This is a genomic window from Clostridium guangxiense (genome assembly GCF_021043395.1).
Lineage (GTDB): Bacteria > Bacillota > Clostridia > Clostridiales > Clostridiaceae > Clostridium_S > Clostridium_S guangxiense.
This window is the reverse complement of the sequence record NZ_JAJNKE010000006.1, coordinates 57197-81509: the sequence shown is the minus strand read 5'-3', so window position 1 is coordinate 81509 and position 24313 is coordinate 57197. Positions and strand designations below refer to the sequence as shown.

The following is a 24313-nucleotide window of genomic DNA, read 5'->3' as shown; positions in this document are numbered from 1 at the left end:
AATGAAGGCTATTGAGATAAAAAAAGATATTTATTGGGTTGGTGCCCTTGATCCTGGTCTTAGAATTTTTGATATAGTAATGTATACCCCATATGGGACAACTTACAATTCCTATATTGTAAAGGGATCTAAAAAGACAGCCATTTTTGAAACTGTAAAAGAAAAGTTTTTCGACGAATACCTTGCAAGGCTTGAGTCCCTTAATATTGACATTAAGAATATAGATTACATTGTAGTAGATCATACAGAACCAGACCACGCAGGTTCTGTTGAAAAACTTTTGGACATTGCAAAAAATGCAAAAGTAGTTGGCTCAAGTACAGCAATAAAATTTTTGCAAAATATAGTAAATCATTCTTTTGAATATATAGAGGTGAAAGATGGTTCTTCTTTAGACCTTGGAGGCAAAACTCTTAAATTTATTTCTGCACCACTTTTACATTGGCCAGACACAATATATACCTATGTGCCTGAAGAAAAGCTGCTTATAACTTGTGATTCCTTTGGCTGCCATTATTCAAGTGAAAAGATATTTAACGATCTTATAGAAGATAAAGAAAAATATATGGATGCACTAAAATACTACTTTGATTGCATAATGGGTCCTTTTAAACCTTATGTTCTCAAAGCTTACAATAAAATAAAAGATTTGCCAATAGATATAATTTGCCCAGGACACGGTCCTATATTAAGGGATAACCCTAAAAAAGTCGTTGAGTTATATAAAAAATGGAGTACAGAGGATGATATATCTAAGAACAAAGAAATAACTATTTGCTATGTATCTGCATATGGTTACACAAAGGAAATTGCTCATAAAATAGCAGAAGGAATAAAGTCAGTAGATAATTTTACTATAAACTCTTTTGATGTGATTTACAGTAAAGAAGAAGAAATAATATCAAAAATCAATTCTTCAATAGGTCTTCTTTTTGGATCACCTACTATAACTAGTGATGCTTTAAGACCAATTTATGATGTAATAAATTCTCTAAATCCTATAATTCATGGTGGAAGATTTGCAGGAGCTTTTGGCTCTTATGGTTGGAGCGGAGAAGCTGTTCCTAATATAGAAGAACGCTTAAAGCAGCTTAGAATGAAACTTCCCGTTCCAGGATTAAAAATCAATTTTAAGCCTTCAAAGGAAGATAATAACCGTGCTTATAACTTTGGTAGAAGCTTTGCAGAAAAAATAAAGGAAAACTTAAACAAAACCTCAGCTAATATAAAAAGCTCCTCTACTATAAAAAAATGGAAATGTATAATATGCGGGGTTGTATTTGAAGGAACGAAGCCTCCTGAATTTTGCCCTGTATGTGGTGCCAGCAAAGATCAATTTATTGAAATAACAGAAAACAAAAATTTATTCAAAAGTGAAAATGCGGAAAAAGTAGTCATAGTAGGAAATGGGGCTGCTGGTTATTATGCTGCTGAAGCTATAAGAAAGAGAAATAAAAAATGCACTGTTGAAATAATATCTTCCGAAAATCGCCCAACCTATTTTAGACCAGAACTTTCTGATTATCTAACAGAAAATATTGAAGATAGTAAATTTTATGTTTCCCAACCAAGTTGGTATGAAGATAATAGAATTATTTTAAGGTTAAATTCAAAGGTTATTAAGATTAATCCTGCAAATAAAGAACTTTTACTTTCTGATGGAAGCAAAGAAAATTATGATAAATTGATATTATCAACTGGAAGTCATAATTTCAAGCCTGATTTGCCTGGAATTGATAAAAATGGGGTTTACACTTTAAAGGATATAAACGATGCAAACAACATTAAAAACCACATAAAAACTTCTAAAAATGCTGTTGTAATAGGTGGCGGGCTTTTAGGTCTTGAAGCAGCTTCAGAAATGAAAAAATCTGGTTTAAATGTAACAGTGGTTGAATTTTTCGATAGACTCCTTCCAAAGCAGCTTGATAAATCTGGAGCCAATCTTTTTGAAAAGCTTATTTCAAAAAATGGAATAAATCTTATACTAGGTGATTCCTGCACTGGAATTTTGGGAAACACTTCTGTCAGTGGTGTTAGACTTAAAAGCGGCAGAACAATTAACGCAGACATGGTTTTATTTTCAATAGGAATAAGGCCAAATAAAAAGCTTGCTGAAGAATGCGGCATAAAAACAAATAAAGGTATATTAGTTAATGAAAATATGGAAACGAATGTAAAAGAGATATATGCTGCTGGTGATGCTGCTGAACTAAACGGAATTATTTATGGAAACTGGACTGCTGCTGTAGAAATGGGAAAAACAGCTGGTGCAAATGCCGTAGGCGATAAAACTTCATTTAAAGATTTTGTATCCTCTGTAATATTTGATGCTCTTGGTACCTCTGTAGTATCCTTTGGTGATGTGACAAATACTGAAAATGAAAAACTTCAATTCCTTAACCCTAAATTGAATGAATGCAAAACTTTATTTTTCATGAACAATGTACTTTCTGGTGGATATCTAATAGGAAACACATCTGCTGCCGGAAAATTGATTTTAGCCATGAAAGACAATAAAAGTTTAAAAGAAATCTTAAAAGATATATAAAAATAAACGCTTTTAACATTTATACAATGTTAAAAGCGTTTATTTACCACTTTGACTAGAAACAAACTTTTCTTTGCATTGATCCATATAACCTTTATTAGCCTCATCAAAAATTTTATTCGTTTCAAGTATTTTATTCATGTTTTTATCATTTACGATAAATTTGTTTTGAATTTGCTTTTGATTATTTTCCCACATAAGTTCAGTTTCATTAAGCATAGAATCATCATTTAAGAAATACCACTTATTATTCTTTTTGATAAGCATAACTATTTCAACATCCGGTCTAGAACTTGGTATATTCTTAAAATATGCATTAAAGCTGCCTGTCATTGCGGCAAGTCTTCCACTGCTCTTTATATTGTAAATACCATTAAATTTAATTTTCTCTATATTAAAAATTTTAAGCTTATTTTTCATAAACTGTATATCTGCAATATTAGGATTAATAAAAAAATCCTTTAAATATTTCTCATCTTTTGGAACTTCACTCTCGTAATATTGTTTTACAAAGCTCTTAATTTCTAATTTTTGTTTCTCAAGCTGAGTTTGAGCTGCCCCAACACTTTTGCTCTTTTGTCTTTTGCTGCATCCACTAAAGCTAAATATAATGCTCCAAGCAGTTACAATTGCAATGAATTTAATCCAGAAGCCTTTCACTTTTATACCTTCCATCTTGAAAAATTATATACTTAAAAATCAACTTACGCAATTTTAAATTTTACACTAAAATTACTATTGTGTAAATATTTAATATGACTTTATTTATAAATATTTTTATTTAGTATTGCAGAATTTATTTCTCCGCCCAAAATCAATATAAATGATCCTATAAATAGCCACGTCATTAGTACTATAACGGCTCCTATACTTCCATATATTCTCGAGTAATTTCCAAAGTTATTTATATAGTAAGAAAAACCAAAAGACGACATTACCCAGCCTACAGTTGTAAATAATGCTCCCCAAATTACATCCCCCCATCTATGTTTTTTAGCCGGAGTATACCTATACACAGCAGAAAATACAAATAACATTGTAAGAACTAAAATAAAATACTTTATAAAATCCCATAAAAATGATGTTATCTCCGGGTGATGAAACCATCTTGAGATAATAGGTTCATTCACACTTGCGAATACCATTAAAACCGTTATTGCAAATATAGTAATTATAAGTCCCATGGTAAATATAAAAGATACCAACTGAACTTTTAAAAACCCTCTTCTTTCTTCCTCTTTATATGACATATTAAGTCCTTTTATTATTGCATTAAATCCAGACATCGATGCCCATAAACTTATAATCAAACTGAATGACAAAAGATTTCCATTCCTTTTCTCTGTCACCTCTAAAACTATTCCTTTAACTAAGCTAAATACTTGCTCTGGCATTATTCTTTCAAATAGTTGAAGAACCTCGTAGCTTCTTATATTGCTGAATCCTACTAAAGTCATTAAGAATATCAAAAAAGGGAAAAGTGAAAAAAGCAATCCATAAGCCAATTGAGAAGCCAGAGCAAAAATATCATCCTCTAATGATATCTTAACAACTTCAACAATAAGCCTTCTTATGTTCAATCTGCCCTTTTCCATAGTAAATTCCTTTCAAAAATTTTTTATAGTGAAAACACTCTATATATGTTTATTATATCCCACTAAAAAATATAAACACAATATTATATATGTATCATTTGAAAACTTTAATTTTTATTTACAAAATTTTCACAAGTAATTTATAAAAAATTAAGGACAGTAATAATTTTATGTATAAACAAAATTATTACTGTCCTATAATATAATAAGTGCTTGTTTATGGTTCTCAAATCACATGGGCTGACGCCCAAACCCCTATAATATAATAAGTGCTTGTTTATGGTTCTCAAATCACATGGGCTGACGCCCAAACCCCTATATGTTTGCTTTCTCTTGTATTTTCTTTGCAAGACCGTGAGCCATTATATCAAGTAATTTCTGGTCTTCGCCCTCAAGCATAACTCTAACAAGTGGTTCTGTTCCAGATGGTCTTATAAGAACTCTTCCATTTCCATCAAGTTCTTTTTCAATTTTTACAATTTCGTCCGCTATTTCCTTGTCTGTAATATATATATCTTTTTTATCATTTGGAACCTCTGCATTCGCAAGTACCTGTGGAAGCTTTTTCATCATAGAAGCAAGCTCTGATAATTTTTTACCACTCTTTTTAACAATAGTTGATATTTGAAGAGCTGTAACAAGTCCATCTCCTGTTGTATTATAATCTAAGAATATTATATGACCTGATTGTTCTCCTCCAAGCTTATAACCTTCTTTAAGCATTTCCTCTAGAACGTATCTATCTCCAACTTTGGTTTTTACAGTATTAATATTTACTTTATCAAGTGCCTTAAATAATCCCATATTGCTCATTACAGTAACTACAACTACATCCTTATTAAGCTTGCCCTGCTCTTTTAAATATTTTCCGCAGATAGCCATTATGAAATCTCCATCTATAAGCTTCCCGTTTTCATCAACTGCAAGGCATCTATCAGCATCGCCATCGAAAGCAAGTCCTAAATCACAGTTTTTTCTAACAACATAATCCATAAGTTCTTCAGTATGCGTTGATCCACAGTTAGCATTTATATTTATACCATCTGGATCGTTATTTATAACCTTAACATCTGCGCCAAGTTCCCTAAAAGTTTTAACAGCTGTTATATATGATGCACCATTAGCACAATCTAGTGCTATTTTCATTCCTTTTAAATCTATATCTATAGTGCTTTTAGCAAATTCTATATAATCGTCAATTGCAGATTCTTCAATTATCTTTCTTCCAACATTCTCACCTGTAGGAAGTGGTACTTCCTTAAAATTGCTTTCTATAACGCTTTGAATTTTGTCTTCTAATTCATCAGATAATTTATATCCTGTTCCATCAAAAAATTTGATTCCATTATACTCAACTGGATTGTGAGAAGCGGATATTACTACTCCTGCGTCAGCATTGTATTTTCTAGTTAAATATGCAACTGCAGGTGTTGGAATTATTCCTACACATATAGCTTCAGCTCCAACTGAAAGTATTCCCGAAACTAATGCAGATTCAAGCATATCTCCAGAAATTCTAGTGTCCATTCCCACTAATATTTTAGGTTTGTGTGTACCTTTAGTTAAAACGTATGCACCTGCTCTTCCTAATTTGTAAGCTAATTCAGCAGTAAGTTCTTCATTGGCTATTCCCCTTACTCCATCTGTTCCAAACATTCTACTCATATTTTAAACCTGCCTTTTTATATTCTAATATTATAAAATTTCTAAATAACAAATCGCTATTTATTATAGCATAATTTGAAAGTCCGTACAATTACACTTAATTAATCAATTAATCGTAAATAAATTAATACTAAATACATTTTAATTTCAAATAATAGTATAATTTAGAGTAGAGAGTACAGAGTAGAGAGTAGAGTGAATGTGAATTTACCTTTCGCTACTCTCTACTCTGCTTTACAAATTCTAGTTTGTAAGGATAAATTTGGTATTCGTAATTTAAATATTTCAGCTTGTTTATCTATAAACAGGAGTGTGATAATTTTGAATTTAACTTGGTTTGGTCAATCTTGCTTTTTATTAGAAAGCAATAATGGCAAAAAAATTCTAACTGATCCTTTCGATACAACTTTAGGGTATAAATCATACAGCGGTGCTGTGGACGTTGTAACAATCAGCCACCATCACTTTGATCATGATTACGTAAAAAACTTGCCTGAAAATACCATAATATTTGATAAACCAGGCGCATATAAATATGAGAACATAGAAATAATAGGTTTTCCATCCTATCATGATAATTTGAAAGGTGCTGCAAGGGGAAAAAATACTATCTTCACATTTAAAATGGATAATTTAAAAATTTGTCATCTTGGAGATTTAGGCTATATTCTATCCGAAGACGAAATTAATTCACTTGGAAACATAGATGTGCTTTTAATTCCTGTAGGCGGAAATTTTACTATAGATGGAGACGAAGCTGCAAAGTTATGTAAAAAAATAAACAGCAAAATTGTAATACCTATGCACTACAAAACTCCTTTAACCTCTTTACCTATAGATGGAGTTGATAAATTCATTCTTAATATGAAAAATGGTGAAAAGCTTCACGAAAGTAAACTTGTTATTAAAGAAAACTTAAGAGGAAATAATAGGGTTTTAATACCAACTATTTAGTTCCACTCTATAAAAATTACGAAGTAACGACATCTTGGAATATTAAATAAAATTAATAAATCTAAGAGTCTAAATCCTAAAATTCTAAGAACTTTCAATAACTCGCCTTTGGCTCAGACAGATTGAAAGCTCTAAGCCTTTTACGATTTAGACCCTAAGATTTATAAAATTTTATTTAAACTATTCCCTCAATGTTGTTACTTCACTGACCCGGAAAACAAGGAATATTTTTCTCCGGTTCCCTACGAAAAATACACTGTTAGCAAGATTTAACAATGAAAATGATTATAAATTGCTTAAATAACGTATTACAAAGATTTATGCTAAAATTCCGTAGGTACGGAGGAATTTTTTCCTTGCACTACTGTGGGAGTGAAGTAACAATGCTGAAGGAACGATTTAAAAAAATTCTAATAAATCTTGGTTCAAAAATTGTAAAATACTAAGATATTTCAATCTGTCTGAGCAATAGCGAGTATAAACATACGCGGGGTTTGGGCTAATATATATATGCGTAATACAAGTTAAAGAAGGATAATGGGATTACATCCCAAACCCCGTATATGATCGTTATCCTTCTAGAACCCAAAGCAACCACTTTTTTTTAAATAACCACTTAGATTTATAGGATTTTTTTAACGCGACGAAGCATTGTTACTTCACAATATTTAGTACACTACTCCATCTTTGAGTCTTAAAATTCTTTGATTGCTCGAGCCTGCATACTTAGGTGCATTTTCCATAAATTCTTCCTTAAATGGTCCATCTACAAGTATATTCAAGTATTTTAAAAGTTCTTTTTTATATTTATCATTTCCATTTATAATCTCTTCATAAGTGTATCCTGTATAACACCATATGTTAAGATTTAATCTTCTTATTTCTTTAGCAATATCTATTAGTGCTTTTGCTTGTTCAAAAGGATCTCCTCCTGAAAATGTAACACCTTTAATTAAGGGTATATTGCTTTTTATTCTTTCTATAACTTCACTGCCACAAATCTTATCACCATATGAAAAATCTTGCATTGCTTCATTTTGGCATCCTGGGCATCCTCTTGAGCATCCTGATAGAAAAAGCACACTTCTAAGTCCTTCTCCATTTACAAGGGAGTTATCAAGAAAACCAGCTACTTGCAATTCCATTTGATCACCCCATTATTTGTAAACACGATTTCCACTAGCTTGTGATATTCTATCAGCTCTTTCAGCAGATTTTCCTGCTCCAAATCTTTCATCTAAACTTAAATAACCTGTAACTCTAGATATTCCTTGTATATCTGTGTCTCCACATGATGGGCATTTAACATCAGAGCTGCTTAAATAAGTTCCACAGTGTCTGCAGTATCTTATATGAAAGTTTATTCCCATGTAACTTATATTTGTATTGTTATAAGCATAATTTATGATATCCATTACTGTTTGAGCATCAGGATAGTCATCAAGTTCTATATAAGATATATGACCTCCATTGCAAAGAGCATGGTATGGAGCTTCTATATTTATCTTTTCTTTTATTGATATATTGTATCCAACTGGAATATGATAGCTATTTGAGTAATATTCCTTATCTGTAACTCCTGGTATTTCACCAAAAATAGCCTTATCCTTTACTATAAATTTACCAGATAAGCCTTCTGCTGGTGTAGCATAGCAGCTCCAGTTAAGATGAGTTTCTTCTATAAGTTTATCCGTATATCTTCTTATGTACTCTACTATTTTGTAGCCAAGTTCTCTTGCTTCTTCAGTTTCTCCGTGATGATGTCCTGTAAGTGCAACAAGTGCTTCTGCAAGTCCTATAAAACCTATTGCCCAAGTTCCTTGTTTTAGTATTGGGTCTATTGAATCTTCTGGTTTTAATCCTTCTGATCCCTTCATAAGTCCTTGTCCTGCTACAAAAGGCAAATCCTTAACTCTAAGCTTCTTTAAAACATTATATCTATCTAAAAGACTTTCTTTTGCTATTTCGAGTCTTAAATCTAAGGCAGCGAAAAATTTATTTATATCATGCTTTGCTATTATTCCTATTCTTGGTAGGTTTATAGTGGTTGGCGCTATATTTCCTCTTCCTTTAACTCCAGGTTCTCCATTTACATTTGACATTAAATATGTTCTACATCCCATTGTAGCCGGAACATATCCTTTGTCATAATACTTTTTATTAAAATCAGCATCAAGGTTCATAAAAGTAGGATTCATTCTCTTAGCAGCTACTCTACATGCTAATTCATATAGATAATAATATGGATCCTCCTTCTCTCTATTTACTCCCTTTTTAACTCTAAATATTATGTTAGGGAATATAGGCTGTTCTCCTCTACCAAGTCCTTTTTCATATTCTTTAAGAAATACTTCGCAAACAAGAGCCGCATCCTTTGTTTTAGGAACTCCAAGGTTAATCGACGAAAATGGAACCTGTGAACCTGCTCTACTGTGCATTGTATTAAGATTATATACAATCCCCTGCATTGCCTGTTCAAGAGCTCTTCTAAGTTTCTTTTCAGTAATTTCTTTTCTTTTCTGTTCTTCTATGCCAAATTCCTTAAGTTCTTCTCTAATGCAAACTCTTGTTGGTTCAATAAACTCTGCCATATCGTTATCAAAATCAGGATGTGACTGACCACCAAACATATCATTTTGTGTTGATTGAAGAAGTATGCAAGATAATTCTGCAGCTGATTCTATTCTTTTAGGCATTCTTATATATCCATAGCCTGTATTAAATCCTCTTAGCAAAACTTCCTTTGTTGGTATATGTAAACAATTTGTAGTGAGATTATAACTATCTAAATCATGAAGATAAATATCACCATTTTCATGCGCTTTTGAAATCTTTTTAGGCATTACAGCAAGATTATGCCACTTATTTGATTCACTTGCTATTCTTAAAAGCTTTGAACTAAAATTATTCCCCACATTAGCGTTATCTCTGTCCGTTTCAACTCCAATTTTTTCTATAGCTTTCATTAAATCAGACTTTATATCTCTTACCTTTGTTCTTTCATTTCTATAATTGCAATAAGCTAATCCTATTTCTCTATATTCGTTTTCAAACAATATATCTTGAACTAAATTTTGTACTTCTTCAACTGAAATTTTATCGACATGCTTTCCTTCTAATTCTCCTATAACTTGCTCAGTTAAATTAAGTATATCGCTTTCTTTTATGTTAAACCCTATTTCATCAGATGCACCTTTAATGGCATTTGAAATTTTATTAGAATCAAATTTGACTTCTCTTCCGTCACGTTTTACTACATTTAGCATGAAATTCCCTCCATAACACAATATCTTGTACTTAGCATATTATACATGAGAAAATTTTTTATATCAATTTTTAAATATATCTATTTCATAAGATATACTTTTTTATTATTCATTATCTTTATTTCTTTCGCTTTTTTATGGTTAAAGCTAACTTGATATTTAAATCTTCTGCATAAATACATTGGTATTACTCACATAACTAAATGTAAACCAAAAATAATGCGAAGTAACAGTATCTTGGAATATTAAATAAAATTAATAAATCTAAGAGTCTAAATCCTAAAATTCTAAGATTTATAAAATTTTATTTAAACTATTCCTTCAATACTATTACTTCGCTTAAACTTGAAATGCAAGGAATATTTTTCTCCGGTTCCCTACGAAAAATACACTGTATATATGGTTAATCAATTAAATTAAAACTATATGTTTAGTAAAACATAATGTTAGTTCTAGACAAAGGTATTATAAAAATTTATATATAATGGACTTCACAAGTTCCAAGTTATTTATATCTAGTTCTTAAAACTGTGTATAGGCGAAGGAATTCTTCCACCTCTATTTATAAAATCAGCTGATGAGAACTTGCTTACTGGCATAACTGGTGCTCTTCCAAACAATCCACCAAATTCAACGCTATCTCCAACATCTAATCCAATTGCAGGTATTAAACGTACTGCTGTAGTTTTATTGTTAATAACCCCGATAGCAGCTTCATCAGCTATTATACCTGAAATAGTCTCTGCAGGAGTGTTTCCTGGTATTGCTATCATATCAAGTCCAACAGAACAAACACATGTCATTGCTTCAAGTTTTTCAAGATTAAGTGCTCCACTTTCAACTGCTGCTATCATACCTTCATCTTCACTAACAGGTATAAAAGCACCACTAAGTCCTCCGACATGGGATGCAGCCATTATTCCGCCCTTTTTTACAGCATCATTTAACATTGCTAATGCTGCTGTAGTTCCTGGTGCACCACAAGCTTCAATTCCTATTTCTTCTAATATCCTTGCTACACTATCGCCAACTGCTGGTGTAGGTGCCAACGATAAGTCAACTATTCCGAAAGGGACATCAAGTCTTCTTGAAGCTTCTCTTGCAACAAGCTGTCCTGCTCTAGTTATTCTAAATGCAGTTTTCTTTATAGTTTCAGCAACAATATCAAAGCTTTCTCCTCTTACAGTTTCAAGGGCGGCCTTAACTGTTCCTGGCCCGCTTACACCTACATTAATTATGCATTCAGCTTCTCCAACACCATGAAAAGCTCCTGCCATAAATGGATTATCCTCTATAGCATTTGCAAATACAACAAGCTTCATGCAGTCCATTCCATTTGTATCAGCACTCATTTCTGCTGTACGTCTTATTATTTGCCCCATTTCTTTTACTGCATTCATATTAATTCCTGTTTTGCTGCTTCCCACATTTACGGAACTGCAAACTATATCTGTATTGTGTAAAGCTTCCGGAATACAGCTCATTAAAATTTTATCGCCCTTAGTACATCCTTTATGAACAAGAGCTGAAAATCCACCAATGAGATCAACTCCAACATTTTTTGCAGCTCTATCAAGAGTTTTTGCATACTCAACATAATCTTTATCATCTGAAGATTCTGCTATCATAGAAATAGGTGTAACTGAAATTCTTTTATTTATTATAGGAATTCCGTAATCTCTCTCTATTTCTTCCCCAACCTTTACCAGATTTTCAGCATACTTTGTTATTTTATCATATATTCTTTTTCTAGATTCTTCTCCATTAAAGTTGCAGCAATCTCTTAAAGATATTCCCATAGTTATAGTACGTATATCTAATTTTTGCTCACCAATCATCTTTATGGTGCTCATTATTTCACTAGTATTCATCTGAGATTCTCCTTTATACTCTATTCATTGAATTGAATATACCTTCATTTTGTATTTTTATTGAAACTCCAAGCTTTTTACCTTTTTCATCAAGTTTCTCTTTTACTTCTTCAAATGAAATACTTGCACAGGAAGTATCTACGAGCATTATCATAGTAAAATACTCCTGCATTATTGTCTGGCTTATGTCTAAAATATTAACACCAATCTCTGCCAAAATTGAACTTACCCCTGCGATAATTCCTACTTTGTCTTTACCTATAACTGTTACAACAGCTTTCATGAATTTAGCCCTCCTTTTTTTCTATAACCAATATATTCTTTAGTGGACAAACACTTGTTAATCCATATAACACACATATATAATTATAATACAAATTCCGCTCCAATAGGAGATTTTATTTAAATTTATTTATGTAAATATTTCTTCTATTACCCTTCCATCGACATTTTTCATATTAAGTCCAAGCATTCTGGCTATTGTTGGGCCTTCATCTACCAAATTTATTTGTGGCAAAGAAAATCCTTTTTTTATTGAAGGTCCTGCTGCTGCAAAAAATGTTCTATAATTACGCCTCATAGGGTCATATCCATGAGTAGCCACATAGTAATCATACTCATTGACTCTTGACTTTGATTTCACTATTCTATTTATAATTTCAGGAGCATTCCAATCGTTATCAAAATAATATCCATCGTTTGCCTCTATCATAAAATCAAAATCTCCTGTAACCCTTTTTTCTAATTCAACCTCTTGCTTTGTATACACCCTTTTTATTGGAGATGGTGCTGTATTTTTAAGTTCCATAAGTATTGATTTTACACTTTCAAATGCGTTTTTATCCTTTACCTTTATTTGTGCAGATCCGTCGCAATAATTAAGGTAAGCCCTCCATTCTTTAACTTCTCCATTTTTATCTAAATTTATAAGACCTTTTTGTACAAATTTTGTATTAAGGCATACTCTATAATCCACATCTGCAAATCCATGATCTCCAAGTATTACAAACACAGTGTCCTTGTATATTCCAGCTTCTTTAGCAGAATTTATAATCTTATTTATCCTACCATTCATCCTCATAAATACTTCATCTAGTTCAGGTGCATTAAAGCCAAGTTTATGCCTCGTATGATCTACTTCATTTAGATGCAGCAGAACCAAATTTGGTTTCTTTGCTTTTATTACATATGCTATTGATTCAGTAGAAAAATTATCGAGCTGAGGTTCTTCTATCCCATTTAATAGTTTTCCAAACCTTTTAAATATGTTAAAAAGAAAAATTGGCGATCCTGCCCTTAAAGATTTAAGTATCTGACTTTCTCTTGGTTCTACCGTCCATATCTCCGGGCAGTTATAGTCTATTTTTGCTCCTCCCATTACTGGCCAAAATACATTTGCAATTTTCATATTAGCTTCTTTTGCTATGTCGCACAGCGTTGGAACCTTTATATATTTTCTATACCAATACCAAGCTTGCCTTTTCACACCTGGCTCCATTATTTCATTGGTAAATAGTCCATGCTTATCTGGATAAACTCCTGTTATTATAGATGCATGCGAAGGATAAGTTAATGAAGGATATATTCCCACAACCTCTCTTGCATAAGAACCATTTTTTATTATTTGAGAAAATGCAGATAGCTTCATCATTCTATTGAAATCTTGTGAATTAAGAGAATCTATTGATATTACTATAAGATGCTTAGCCGCACTATTCATAACTACACCTCCAATCTTATTTAGAGTACAGTTGACAGAGTACAGCGTACAGTGAATGCGGATTTACCTTTCGTTTCACTTAGGTAAATTTTAGAACTTAATAGTGTCAGCTGCGCTGAACACTATGTTTTACGCCATGCGTGAGCATTAAGTTTTATATTTTTCGAAGCATAGCGGAGAAAAATCATCCTTCACTGTACTCTGTACTCCCTACTCTTAATATTTATATCTTACCTGTATAAATATATTATTTCTAATTTTAACCTTTCATGTTTACACTTATATTATAGCCGTATTATGTACTTGTTAAAAATACGGTTTAAAAAAATCCTAATAAATCTTGGTAAAAAAATCATAAAATACTTAGATATTTCAATTCATTTAAACATTTTCACAATGAGTTATTGAGATATCTTAGGATTTTAAGATTTTTTTACCTTAGATTTATAGGATTTTTTTAATGCGACGAAGCATTGTTACTTTACATTTTCTCTACTACTTTTCGGAATAAAGTTCAATTATTTTAAGTATTACATCAACTGCTTTTTCCATGGCAAAGGTAGGAATGCACTCATATTTACCATGAAAATTCATTCCACCTGTGAACATATTTGGAGTTGGAAGACCCATATATGAAAGTCTAGCACCATCCGTACCGCCTCTTATAGGATTTACAATAGGTGTTATCCCCTCATCTTCCATAGCCTTATAAGCTATATCAACAACATGTTTAACAGGTTCTATTTTTTCTTTCATATTATAATATTGATCTTTTACTTTAACTATTACAATTTCTCTTCCATATTTGTTATTTATGAATTTTGCCACTTCAGCCATTAACTTTTTCCTATTTTCAAAGTTCTCTTTGTCAAAATCCCTTATTATATATTGTATTTCTGCCTCTTCAACGCCGCCTTTTATGCCGTATGCATGATAAAATCCTTCATACTTTTCAGTGTGCTCAGGAGCTTCATTTTTAGGAAGCAAACTCATGAATTCTGATGCTATTTCTACAGCATTTATCATTTTATTTTTAGCATCTCCAGGATGAACACTTCTTCCCTTTATAATTACTTTTGCACCTGCCGCATTGAAATTTTCATATTCAAGTTCGCCAATAGCTCCGCCATCTACTGTATAAGCAACCTCTGCTCCAAACTTTTTCACATCAAAATAATCCGCTCCACGACCAATTTCTTCATCAGGAGTAAATGCTACATGAACGGTTCCATGCTTTATTTCCTTATTTTTAGCAAGATAGCTTACTGCCGCAATTATTTCTGATATTCCAGCTTTATCATCAGCACCTAAAAGAGTAGTTCCATCTGTTGTTATGATAGTTTTTCCTTTATATTTTAAAAGGTTCGGAAATTCGTTAGGTGATAAAACCACATTTTTTTCTTTATTAAGTACGATGTCCTTTCCATCATAGTTGTCAACTATTTGAGGCTTTACATCTTTACCACTGATTTCAGGACTCGTATCCATATGAGCTATAAATCCTATCTCAGGTAATTTTTTATCCATATTAGATGGGAGTGTTGCCATAACGTATCCCCTACTATCAACCTCGGCATCTGAAAAACCTATAGCTTTTAAGTCAAGCACCAATTTTTTAGCTAAAGCTAATTGTTTTTCGGTACTAGGTATTGAATTCGAATCTTCATCAGATTTAGTGTCATACTTTATGTATTCAAGAAATCTATCTACTACTTCTGACATTTATTACATACCTTCTTTCTTTATGTATTTTATAAAAACGGAATGTCTCACTAATTATTATAATACACAATTTATAAATATTGCGAAGAAACAAGGAAAATTTTTCTCCGTTTCTCTACGAAAAATGCACTGTAAACATGGTTAGGCAATAGAATTTAATAGCTATATCAATATAGTATAGAAATTTAATTGGTTACAAAGATTCACGCATAAAATTCCGTAGGTACGGAGGAATTTTTTCCTTGCACTACCGTGGGAGCGAAGTAATAATGATGAAGGAACGATTTAAAAAAATTCCAATAAATCTTGACTCAAAAATCATAAAATACTTAGAGTTTTAAATCTGTTTGAGCCATAGGTGAGTTATTGAAAACTCTTAGAATTTTATGATTTTTGAGGTTTAGATTTATAGAATTTTTTTAATGTGACGAAGCATTGTTACTTCGCAATATTTTTATATTAAGACGCCAAACAATTTTTAGTGTCCTTCCAAAGTATCAATTAAATAACTTCCTTAATTACTAAATTCAAGTTTTCCATCAAGTTTACTTCATAAGGTGATATAGGCTGACTCGTTACAGTATCATAGGTAACTCTAATTATGGGCTTATCTGGAAAGCTCTCATTTTGCTTCACAACATAACCCTCTGCACCATTTGAAAGCTTCACACATGAACCAATGGGATATACAAAAAAAGTCATTCTGAATTTTTGCACAATATCAGGATCAAAAGAACTACCACTTCCCGATAAAATAAGTTCATACGCCTCATTAGGAGTAAACCTTTTTCTATAGGATCTATTTGCACTTACGGCAGTAAATACATCGCATATAGATATTATTCTTGCAAACTCACTTATTTCTTTTCCCTTAAGTCCAAGAGGATATCCTGTGCCATCATATTTTTCATGATGCTCATAAATTCCTTTTAAGACATTATCACTAAAGGTTTTGTATTTTTCTATAATTTCTTTTCCATACTGAGTATGTAATTTTAAAGCATTAAATTCCTCTTCTGTAAGCTTCCCTTTCTTATTAATTATTTCACTTGGGATTTTAATTTTACCTATATCATGCAGAATACCACTAACACTTAACGCTTTAAGTCTTTCACCGCCATACCCTAAGGATTTTCCTAAAAAACAAGCCATTATTCCTGTATCAATACAGTGAATATAAGTATACTCATCATAAGATTTTAATTCATAAAGATTTATATTAGTACTGCCATCAGCAACTATATAATCAACAAGATTATAAATAATATCTATAGACTTTTCTGCACTTTTTTCGTCTCCAGTAAGTAACTCATCAAATACTTCTGGCATTTTATTAAGTGTATTTATTTTTACCTTATCCAGCTCTTCATTAATTTTTATATCGTCTAAGGCATCATCCTCTACATAAACAAAAAATACCATACTCTTTCTGAGGAAGTTTATAACCTCTCTTGTAGTTTTGGTACCCGATTTAATCAAAAGTTTACCATCATTATTGTACACACTTTTTCCAATAATCTGATCTGGTTCAAGCTCTCTAAGAAAAACCATTTTCATAATTCATTCACTACCCTATTATATATTTTCTCATCTTCTCACAAACTTATACTTTTCATATTCTTCACTTGATTCCAAAAAAGGTCTTATAAATATATTTTCATCAACAGAATTTAAATCAACCTTCTCCTCATTCCCCCTGTACACTATATTTCCATCACTGATGGTTAAAGGTTCACCTTTCATATTAGCAACTAAAACATACTTTGGCATATCTTCATTCATAAACTCATGCTTAATTATAAAAGTAATTCCCTTATTGAGTCCAAAAATCCCCTTTGATCTCTTTATCTCATAATAAATTTCCAGAAACCCCGTATTTTTTATTTTGCATTTGTTACCGTAAGAATAACGTCTTATATACTTACTTTCATTAATTGTAAAAACAGTAATAAAATAATTTATTCTATTCAAATTATCGAAAATAAATGCAGCATCTTTACTATATTCTTGAAATGTTACTTCTTTATAGTTTCCTTTAGGATCATTTACTCCATTACAAAAATCTTCAAATTTCCATCCAATAAGAACTTTTTTTGTTTCTTTAGGCCATGTCCATTGCAGATATAACTTTTTATTTAAAATATACCCTGTTAAATTTTCAACATTCTTCAAGAAAGATGCATGTACTTGCTTTCCTACTGATGCAATATTGCCTTCTGCAACTACAGGGAGTATAAATAGAACTCCATCATCAATATTTTTTATATCGCACTCTCCCTCTTTTTTTATCACGGCCTTGCTTGGAATTTTAATTAACTTATCTCTTTTTATAACTTGTCCTTCTTCAAATTCAAAAGGTTCATTTGAGTACAATATGTACACCTTTCCGCTAAAACTATTTCTCTTAAAGTTTACTCTTATTCCTTCAGCTATATTGGTCAGCCTTATTTCGGTAATGACCTCTGGAGGCACAATTGGCTTTCCAAAACAGGTTATTCCTTCCGATGCAACCTCATTGTCTTTTATATCTCTATATAAAGAAATTATACGATATCCATAGTTTTTTCCATTAACAAGTCCTATATCTTCCACTCCAAAAAGAGAGACATCCCTTAGCTTAACGCCATCTCCCCTTTTAGCTGGAACTTCCCCTTCTTTTCTCCAAACTTCAACTTCTCTTGTTTTAATGGAGGATGTCCAAGATAAAATTACTTTACCAGATTCCCTCTCAACTTCGATATCATCTACATCAGCAATTCTCATAACTGGTCCAACAACAGAAAATGTTCTAGCGTATACACTACCTCCCCTTACCGCAAAAACAGCATAATAATAATTTTGTCCTGGTTCTGCTGTATAATCTGTCATTTCATTTTCTTTGGTTTCGTAAAGAACCTTTCCATCATCAATTGAAGAAGGCTCAATTCTCATTTTTCTTATTACCTTGTAAGTTACATTTTTATTTAAGCTGCTTGAATCCCATCTTATGTTTATACCCTCACCAGTTATTTTATATCTTAAAAATCTTGGAGCTTCTGGTGGAAATTTAGCCATCCATTTTAACGCTTCGTCACAATCACTGCATACATTTAAAATAGAACTATATATATCATTTAATGTATCTTTATCTTGAGCTTCATGAGCTTTAGCAAGCTTTTTTTCACTCTCTCCTATTTTGCTTGCTATTAAATTTTCCAGAGATTCTACTAGATTTGAATAGTTTATTTGCTTTAATGCGATAAGTTCTTTCATTGCAGTATAATAATGTTTTTTTTCAATAAGTTTCTGTATTTTACCTTCTCTATCAAGAATTATAATTTTTCTATTTTTTATGCTTTTCATAAGCTTTAAAGCTTTTTCGTTTTTCGGGCATAGAGCCACTGCTTCACTTATATAAAAATATGCTTTTTCAATATTTCCTGCCACCTCACATCTTTCACAGTCATTTATTAGCTGTGATGCTTTTATGACATTTTTAACATTAGTACCACAGTTATCACAAAATTCATTTTTAGAACTCACTATTTTATGACACTTGGGGCATGATATTTTTAATGGCGAGCCACAGTTATAGCAGAACTTAGAAGTTCTATAATTTACACTTCCACATACACTGCAGCCTTGCATAAAGTTTATACTTAAGTTTAATGGAACCTGAAGTGACACTTTCTTGTCTGCACAGATGTTTTTTATATAACTTTTTGCTTCCTCTTTTTCAAAACCTTTTTCTACCATATTAGCCACTAAATTATCAAATTCTTCGCTGGACACATAGCCTTTTGCAGCTGATATTTCTAGTGCCATTTCAATATATTTTATATTTTCGCTTTTAAGTGAAGCATCATATGCTCTCTTACTTTCTTCATCTTTAAAAATATCATCACACAAACCTTGAAGAATAGAACTTGCTGTATTTATGGCATCTTTAGCTGCTATCTTTCTTATGTCATCATATTTATACTTAGAAGCCATTTTCAAGACTCCTATTGGTGAATCCTTGGATACCCTTAAAAAATCGTAAAGTGATTTTGCTTTTACTATTTCTAAATTTGCTTTTATCTTATTTATTATAGTACTATCTATTTTTTTCTCATTAATTATCTTATTTAAGGAATTCTTTTTATTTAATCGCACTGGAACTTTTATTCTTTTCATCATTTCTTCTTTTGAAAAAGTTCCAAATTTACTTTGAAGTGCCTTAACCTCTTCCTCAAAAATAGCTCCCTTTGAGCATAGAAGTTGTATGCATTCATCCAATAATTTAAACTTATCTTTTTCTTCCTGCTTTTTTATTCTTAATGCCCTTTTCCATTCTTCTTTTCTCTCATATGGATTTCCAAGCATAACCCTTTTTATTTCTGGTATCAAGCTCAAATAAAATTTTGCCTTTACCGCCTTTGTAGGGTGATTTCTAAGCATTGACCATTGGCTTCTTTTTTTATTTATGACACTCTCTATTTTCTTTTCATCCTGCTCTTGAGGTTCTATGGATAATCCTAAAAGCAAATAAAAATTTTCGCTGCTTTGCAAAGCTATCACCTCACTTTAAAAGATTTAGTGAATTAGATCTTTGTCCATACCCTTGAAACAATTTAAGGTTTCCACTGGTCTTTGAAATTACTCTTGCTATCTTTGAAAAGGATTGTGTAAGCTTTGCTGCTTCTGTGAATATTGAGTTTTCTTCACAAGTAGCTATCTTATCTAAAAATTCCTTTTTAGCACTTCCAAAGCCTATTGCTGCAATTTCTATTCCATCTTCTTTGCACTTATTTGCTATTCCTATTACATCTTTTTTCCCATACCACTGTCCATCCGTAAGTACCACTATATAGGAATCTCCATCTGCACTCTTTAACATGTCATATGCTTTTGAAAATGGTTCTGATGTGGTTGAAGTTCCTACTTTAACAGAATTTAAATTATCTATTGCCTCTATAATTTTATCTTCTTCACTGGTCAAATCTACTACAATTTCATCTTTATTCGCAAAGGCCACAATTCCAACTTCTGAATTATCCATGTCTACTTCAGAAACAAAATTCTTAGCCGCTGAAACTGCATTTTTAAGTGGTTCTCCTCTCATACTTCCTGATAAATCCATAGCTACAACTATACTTTTATGTATTCTTTCTTCTTCTTCCTTTGGCTCACTGTATAGCCATTGCAAATCTTCTTCATATTTTCCAATGCTTAAGCTGAGCCTTTTTCCTGTTTTTCTTTGCACTGCCGAAACTGTAACAACACCATTTTTATTATAGGCATATTCTATATCTATTACTGCTTGTTTTGAGTTTTCATGTTCAATATTTGAAAAAGTATACTTCCCCAGTATGCTGCAATTTTGTATATCTTCACTTTCTCCCTGCAGCATATAAACATCGAGAACATTTCTTCTGTTTCTCCCTGTTCTTATTACATATGGCCTTGTTTCTTTGCAAGGTATTCTTTTATTTTTCGATATTATAATGCTGTTTATATATCTTGCACCATCTTTGCTTATTGCAGCCATCCCAAGGCTGTGACTCATAACATCTTCAGTTTTTTTATAGCTTCCAAGTGTAAATACATTTTTGCCATCTATTTTTGCCTGTCTTGAAGCTTCTATTGCTGCTCCAATTGATATGGCTTCATCAACATTTATTCCAGAAACCACAGCTTTTCCACTTATTTTCTTTATAAATTCAAGCACCATTGGCATTCTTGTAGAACCTCCAACTGGCAAAACTCCGCTTAGCTGTTTCCAGGAAAGTCCTGCATTTTTTAGTACATCCTCACTTAATCTTTTTGTTCTTTCTAAAAGATCTCCTGTTATACTTTCTAATATTTCTCTTGTGATTTCAAAAGTTTCTTTAAATTCTCCAAAGCATATAGTAGTCTGGCACTTTTCTCTTGTTGAAAGCTGCTTTTTTATATTTTCCGATTTGACGAGTATATCGTTATAGGACTCCATATCATCAAGTGGATTTATGCCGGTTTTTTCAAAGAACTTTTGTCCTATATAAACGGCTGCTCTATCATCCCAGTCTTTTCCTCCAAGTTCATGATCTCCATCTGTACCAAGCACTTCTATGCTTGATGCATCAATATGTACAAGCGTAACATCGAAGGTTCCTCCGCCCAAATCGTAAACTAACAAATTTTTTTCTATATCATCATTTCTCATGCCGTAAGCTATGGCCGCTGCTGTTGGTTCATTTATTATACTTAAAACATTGAATCCTGCTGCTTTTCCTGCATTTATTGTTGCTTCTCTTTGTGAATTATTAAAATAAGCTGGCACAGTTATAACTGCATCTTCAACGGAAGTTTTTAAAGCAGCTTCTGCATCCTTTTTTAATTTTTTTAGTAGAATTGTTGAAAGCTTCTCTGAGTTATAGTACTCGTCCCTAAAGTTTAGTCCAAAATACTCATCCCCCATATTTCTTTTAAAAAACGATGCTACATTTTCATCTCCCATTGCCTGCATTTCTTTGGCCTCTTCTCCTACCAAAATGTTCTCTTCTCCAAAGTAAATTACAGATGGGGTTAGAGTTTTTCCTTCGCTGTTATTTAATACTTTTGGAATTCCTTCTTTATCAATAACTGACACTACAGAAAACGTTGTGCCAAGATCTATTCCTAAACTATATTTCATACTCATTTATACCTCAACTCTTTATGATACTTCTATATTTTTGCTTCTTTCTTTTGCTTCTTCAAGCTCTTTTCCCTTAATTACTGAACTTGTATCTATAGCGGTCTTTACCTCTCTTTTTTCAACTGCTTCTACTCCTGTAATTTCAAGTCTTCCTTCTTCATTTAACTTGAAAGTTATATCAATTGGTGAATTTGTAGGTAAATTTTCTGCAAGCATCAGCTCTATCTGACCTATTTCTTTTCCGTAATCTAAATCTATAACTCTGTCATTTAGCTCATCTTCTACTACTCTTATAAGCACATTCTCTTGGTTTTCTTCATGTGTTCCAAATCTTTCTGTAAATTCTGCTGGAACTTCTGAATTTTTTAGTATTAAATTGTATATTACTTCTTTTCCTTCATTATTGTAGGTTACAACTCCAAAACTTTTGCTTACAACATTCACTACTCTTACATTTGAAGCTTTAACGGCAGACAAAGTATATCCTGTATCATCTGCAACTTGTTTTGCTGCTTTTTCAACTATATTTTCTTCTATTTTATTTTCATCTATATTTTGTTTTACATTTTCCGGAGTTTGTCCTGTTTCCATTGAAATTCTATTTATAAGCTCATCATTTACAGACAGCTTCCATCCATATAATGCTGCCCCTTTTGAAACTGCTTCATCTGGATCAAAGATTTTAGGTTCAATTCCATACCTATCCTTTATAATTTTTTCTACTTGCGGCATTCTTGAGGAACCACCAACTAAGAGCATTTCATCAAAGCTGTTATAATTTTTCTTTTTCGCTTCTTCCAGCATTTCATCTGTTAAGTTCACAGTTCTTTGAAGTAAATCATAGGTCAACTCATCAAACTTTTCTCTTGTAATTTCTATTTTTGCTCTTTCGCCTTCATAATTTATTGATATTGGTGCTTTTTCTCTTTGAGACAATGTCTTCTTTACCTTCTCTGCTAAGAGTTGAAGTTCCTGGCAGGTTTCTTTATCTTCTAGTATGTCTTCTTCTTTTCCTGTTATTTCCCTATATTGATTTGCCATATACGCAATAAGAGCATCATCCCAGTCTTTTCCTCCTAGATTGTGGTCTCCTCCTGTGCATATTACTTTTATGGAATCCTTATTTATATCTATCATGGTTATATCGAAGGTTCCTCCGCCTAAATCATATACCAAAACAACTTTATTTTCTTCTGAATCCATTCCATAAGAAAGTGCTGCTGCCGTAGGTTCATTTAAGATTCCTTTTACATTTAACCCTGCTATTTCTCCCGAAAGTTTAGTTGCTTCTCTTTCATTTATTCCGAAGTATGCTGGACATGTTATCACTACATCTTCTATCTTTTCTCCTAAAATATTTTCTGCATCCCCTACCAATTTTCTAAGTATAAAGCTTGATATTTCTTCTGGATGATACGCTTTTCCTTCATGCTCAAAATAAAAATTTTCATCTCCCATAGCTCTCTTTACAAATGCAACAACATCTTCAGGATACATCTTTGAATTTTCTTTTGCTACGTCTCCAACTATGACATTATCACCATCAAAAAATACAACTGATGGTGTTATTCTCTCATTCTCAGCATTAGGTACAACTACCGGTCTTCCATACTCATCTATATAAGATATGCAGGAATATGTTGTTCCTAAATCTATTCCAAAAATTTTATTCATTTTGTTTTCCCCTCCTGAAAATACTATTCTTTTTTCTCTTTGTATACATACACTTCCACAAGTTCATGTCTTATAACTCTATTTTCAAACATATATCCTTTTTTCAAGCTTCTTGCTACAGTTCTATCTTTTTCTCTTTCAGCTGTTTCAACCGTTTTTATAATTTTCTGTTTTTTAGGATCAAACTCTGGCATTACATATGTAAATTCTTCTACTCCTTGTCTATACAGTATGTCTTCTAAATCTTCTGATTGCCCTTCAATAATTCCTATTAATTTCTTTGGATCAATTTCAGATACATCCTTCTGCCGTAACGCCTGTACAGTCTTATTGCTATTATCGATGGTATAAATTATATCTGTAATTACAGGCCTTAAGAGCTTATGTATAATGTCGTCTTTATATCCTTGAAGTTCTTCGTGGAGCTCATCTATTATCTTATCTTTATGACCATCATACTTAACTTTACTGACAAACTCTTCTTTTACTTCTTGTATGCTTTGGTTGACTTTCTCTAAAATTTCTTCTATATTAGCTTCTGGTTTTGATGTTTCTTCAATAATTTTTTCCTCGGCATCATTGTTACACATAACTCTCTCTATTCTCCTTTATGTTAAATCTACACATCATATGTTGAAACCACTTCTAAGCTTTAAAT

Annotated in this window: 16 protein-coding genes; 2 read left to right on the top strand and 14 right to left on the bottom strand. The window is 31.9% G+C overall.

The genetic code is table 11. The annotated features are described in order from the left end of the window. Nucleotide 1: 1 nt before the first annotated feature. Entirely contained in the window at nucleotides 2-2551 is a 2550-nt protein-coding gene (locus LQK79_RS06395; RefSeq protein WP_231015979.1) for an FAD-dependent oxidoreductase, read from the top strand. A gap of 39 nt (nucleotides 2552-2590) precedes the next feature. On the opposite strand, the gene LQK79_RS06390 is transcribed toward LQK79_RS06395, so the two are convergent. The 3 genes from LQK79_RS06390 to glmM form a co-directional block, all read right to left on the bottom strand. Continuing rightward, nucleotides 2591-3226, bottom strand: a complete 636-nt coding sequence (locus LQK79_RS06390; protein ID WP_231015978.1) for a hypothetical protein — start codon at nucleotides 3224-3226, stop codon at nucleotides 2591-2593. An 86-nt stretch (nucleotides 3227-3312) separates the two neighbouring features. Beyond that, nucleotides 3313-4146 (bottom strand): YihY/virulence factor BrkB family protein, encoded by an 834-nt coding sequence (locus LQK79_RS06385; protein WP_231015977.1) that lies wholly within the window; start codon nucleotides 4144-4146, stop codon nucleotides 3313-3315. A 315-nt stretch (nucleotides 4147-4461) separates the two neighbouring features. Further along, a complete protein-coding gene (gene glmM, locus LQK79_RS06380; RefSeq protein WP_053243156.1) occupies nucleotides 4462-5811 on the bottom strand; it encodes a phosphoglucosamine mutase in 1350 nt (449 codons plus the stop codon). A gap of 312 nt (nucleotides 5812-6123) precedes the next feature. Here glmM and LQK79_RS06375 point away from each other — a divergent pair, with 312 nt between their 5' ends. After that, nucleotides 6124-6765 (top strand): MBL fold metallo-hydrolase, encoded by a 642-nt coding sequence (locus LQK79_RS06375; RefSeq protein ID WP_331000644.1) that lies wholly within the window; start codon nucleotides 6124-6126, stop codon nucleotides 6763-6765. A gap of 668 nt (nucleotides 6766-7433) precedes the next feature. On the opposite strand, the gene nrdG is transcribed toward LQK79_RS06375, so the two are convergent. From nrdG to grpE, 11 genes are all read right to left on the bottom strand, one after another. After that, nucleotides 7434-7910: an anaerobic ribonucleoside-triphosphate reductase activating protein gene (nrdG, locus tag LQK79_RS06370; protein WP_053243154.1), complete on the bottom strand. Its 477-nt coding sequence runs from the start codon at nucleotides 7908-7910 to the stop codon at nucleotides 7434-7436. A gap of 12 nt (nucleotides 7911-7922) precedes the next feature. After that, a complete protein-coding gene (locus LQK79_RS06365) occupies nucleotides 7923-10031 on the bottom strand; it encodes an anaerobic ribonucleoside triphosphate reductase (RefSeq protein WP_231015975.1) in 2109 nt (702 codons plus the stop codon). 515 nt (nucleotides 10032-10546) lie between these two features. After that, the gene (locus LQK79_RS06360) at nucleotides 10547-11902 is read right to left on the bottom strand and encodes a PFL family protein (RefSeq protein ID WP_231015974.1); all 1356 of its coding nucleotides are present in this window, start codon (nucleotides 11900-11902) and stop codon (nucleotides 10547-10549) included. A gap of 13 nt (nucleotides 11903-11915) precedes the next feature. Beyond that, complete coding sequence (locus LQK79_RS06355) at nucleotides 11916-12185, bottom strand: ACT domain-containing protein (protein ID WP_053243152.1); 270 nt, start codon at nucleotides 12183-12185, stop codon at nucleotides 11916-11918. 129 nt (nucleotides 12186-12314) lie between these two features. Next, entirely contained in the window at nucleotides 12315-13622 is a 1308-nt protein-coding gene (locus tag LQK79_RS06350) for an alkaline phosphatase family protein (RefSeq protein WP_231015973.1), read from the bottom strand. 495 nt (nucleotides 13623-14117) lie between these two features. Then, on the bottom strand, nucleotides 14118-15344 hold the full coding sequence (gene pepT / locus LQK79_RS06345) for a peptidase T (protein WP_231015972.1): 1227 nt from the start codon (nucleotides 15342-15344) through the stop codon (nucleotides 14118-14120). A 501-nt stretch (nucleotides 15345-15845) separates the two neighbouring features. Continuing rightward, nucleotides 15846-16901, bottom strand: coding sequence for an HD-GYP domain-containing protein (locus LQK79_RS06340; protein WP_231015971.1), 1056 nt, complete (start codon nucleotides 16899-16901; stop codon nucleotides 15846-15848). A gap of 30 nt (nucleotides 16902-16931) precedes the next feature. After that, nucleotides 16932-19883 carry a double zinc ribbon domain-containing protein gene (locus LQK79_RS06335; protein WP_407928522.1) on the bottom strand — a complete coding sequence of 984 codons (2952 nt, stop codon included), beginning with the start codon at nucleotides 19881-19883 and terminating at the stop codon, nucleotides 16932-16934. A gap of 1 nt (nucleotide 19884) precedes the next feature. Then, on the bottom strand, nucleotides 19885-21978 hold the full coding sequence (locus LQK79_RS06330; RefSeq protein ID WP_231015969.1) for an Hsp70 family protein: 2094 nt from the start codon (nucleotides 21976-21978) through the stop codon (nucleotides 19885-19887). A gap of 21 nt (nucleotides 21979-21999) precedes the next feature. Then, nucleotides 22000-23655 (bottom strand): Hsp70 family protein, encoded by a 1656-nt coding sequence (locus LQK79_RS06325; RefSeq protein ID WP_231015968.1) that lies wholly within the window; start codon nucleotides 23653-23655, stop codon nucleotides 22000-22002. Nucleotides 23656-23678: 23 nt separating this feature from the next. Next, nucleotides 23679-24245 (bottom strand): nucleotide exchange factor GrpE, encoded by a 567-nt coding sequence (gene grpE / locus LQK79_RS06320; RefSeq protein WP_231015967.1) that lies wholly within the window; start codon nucleotides 24243-24245, stop codon nucleotides 23679-23681. Between the last annotated feature and the right edge of the window lie 68 nt (nucleotides 24246-24313).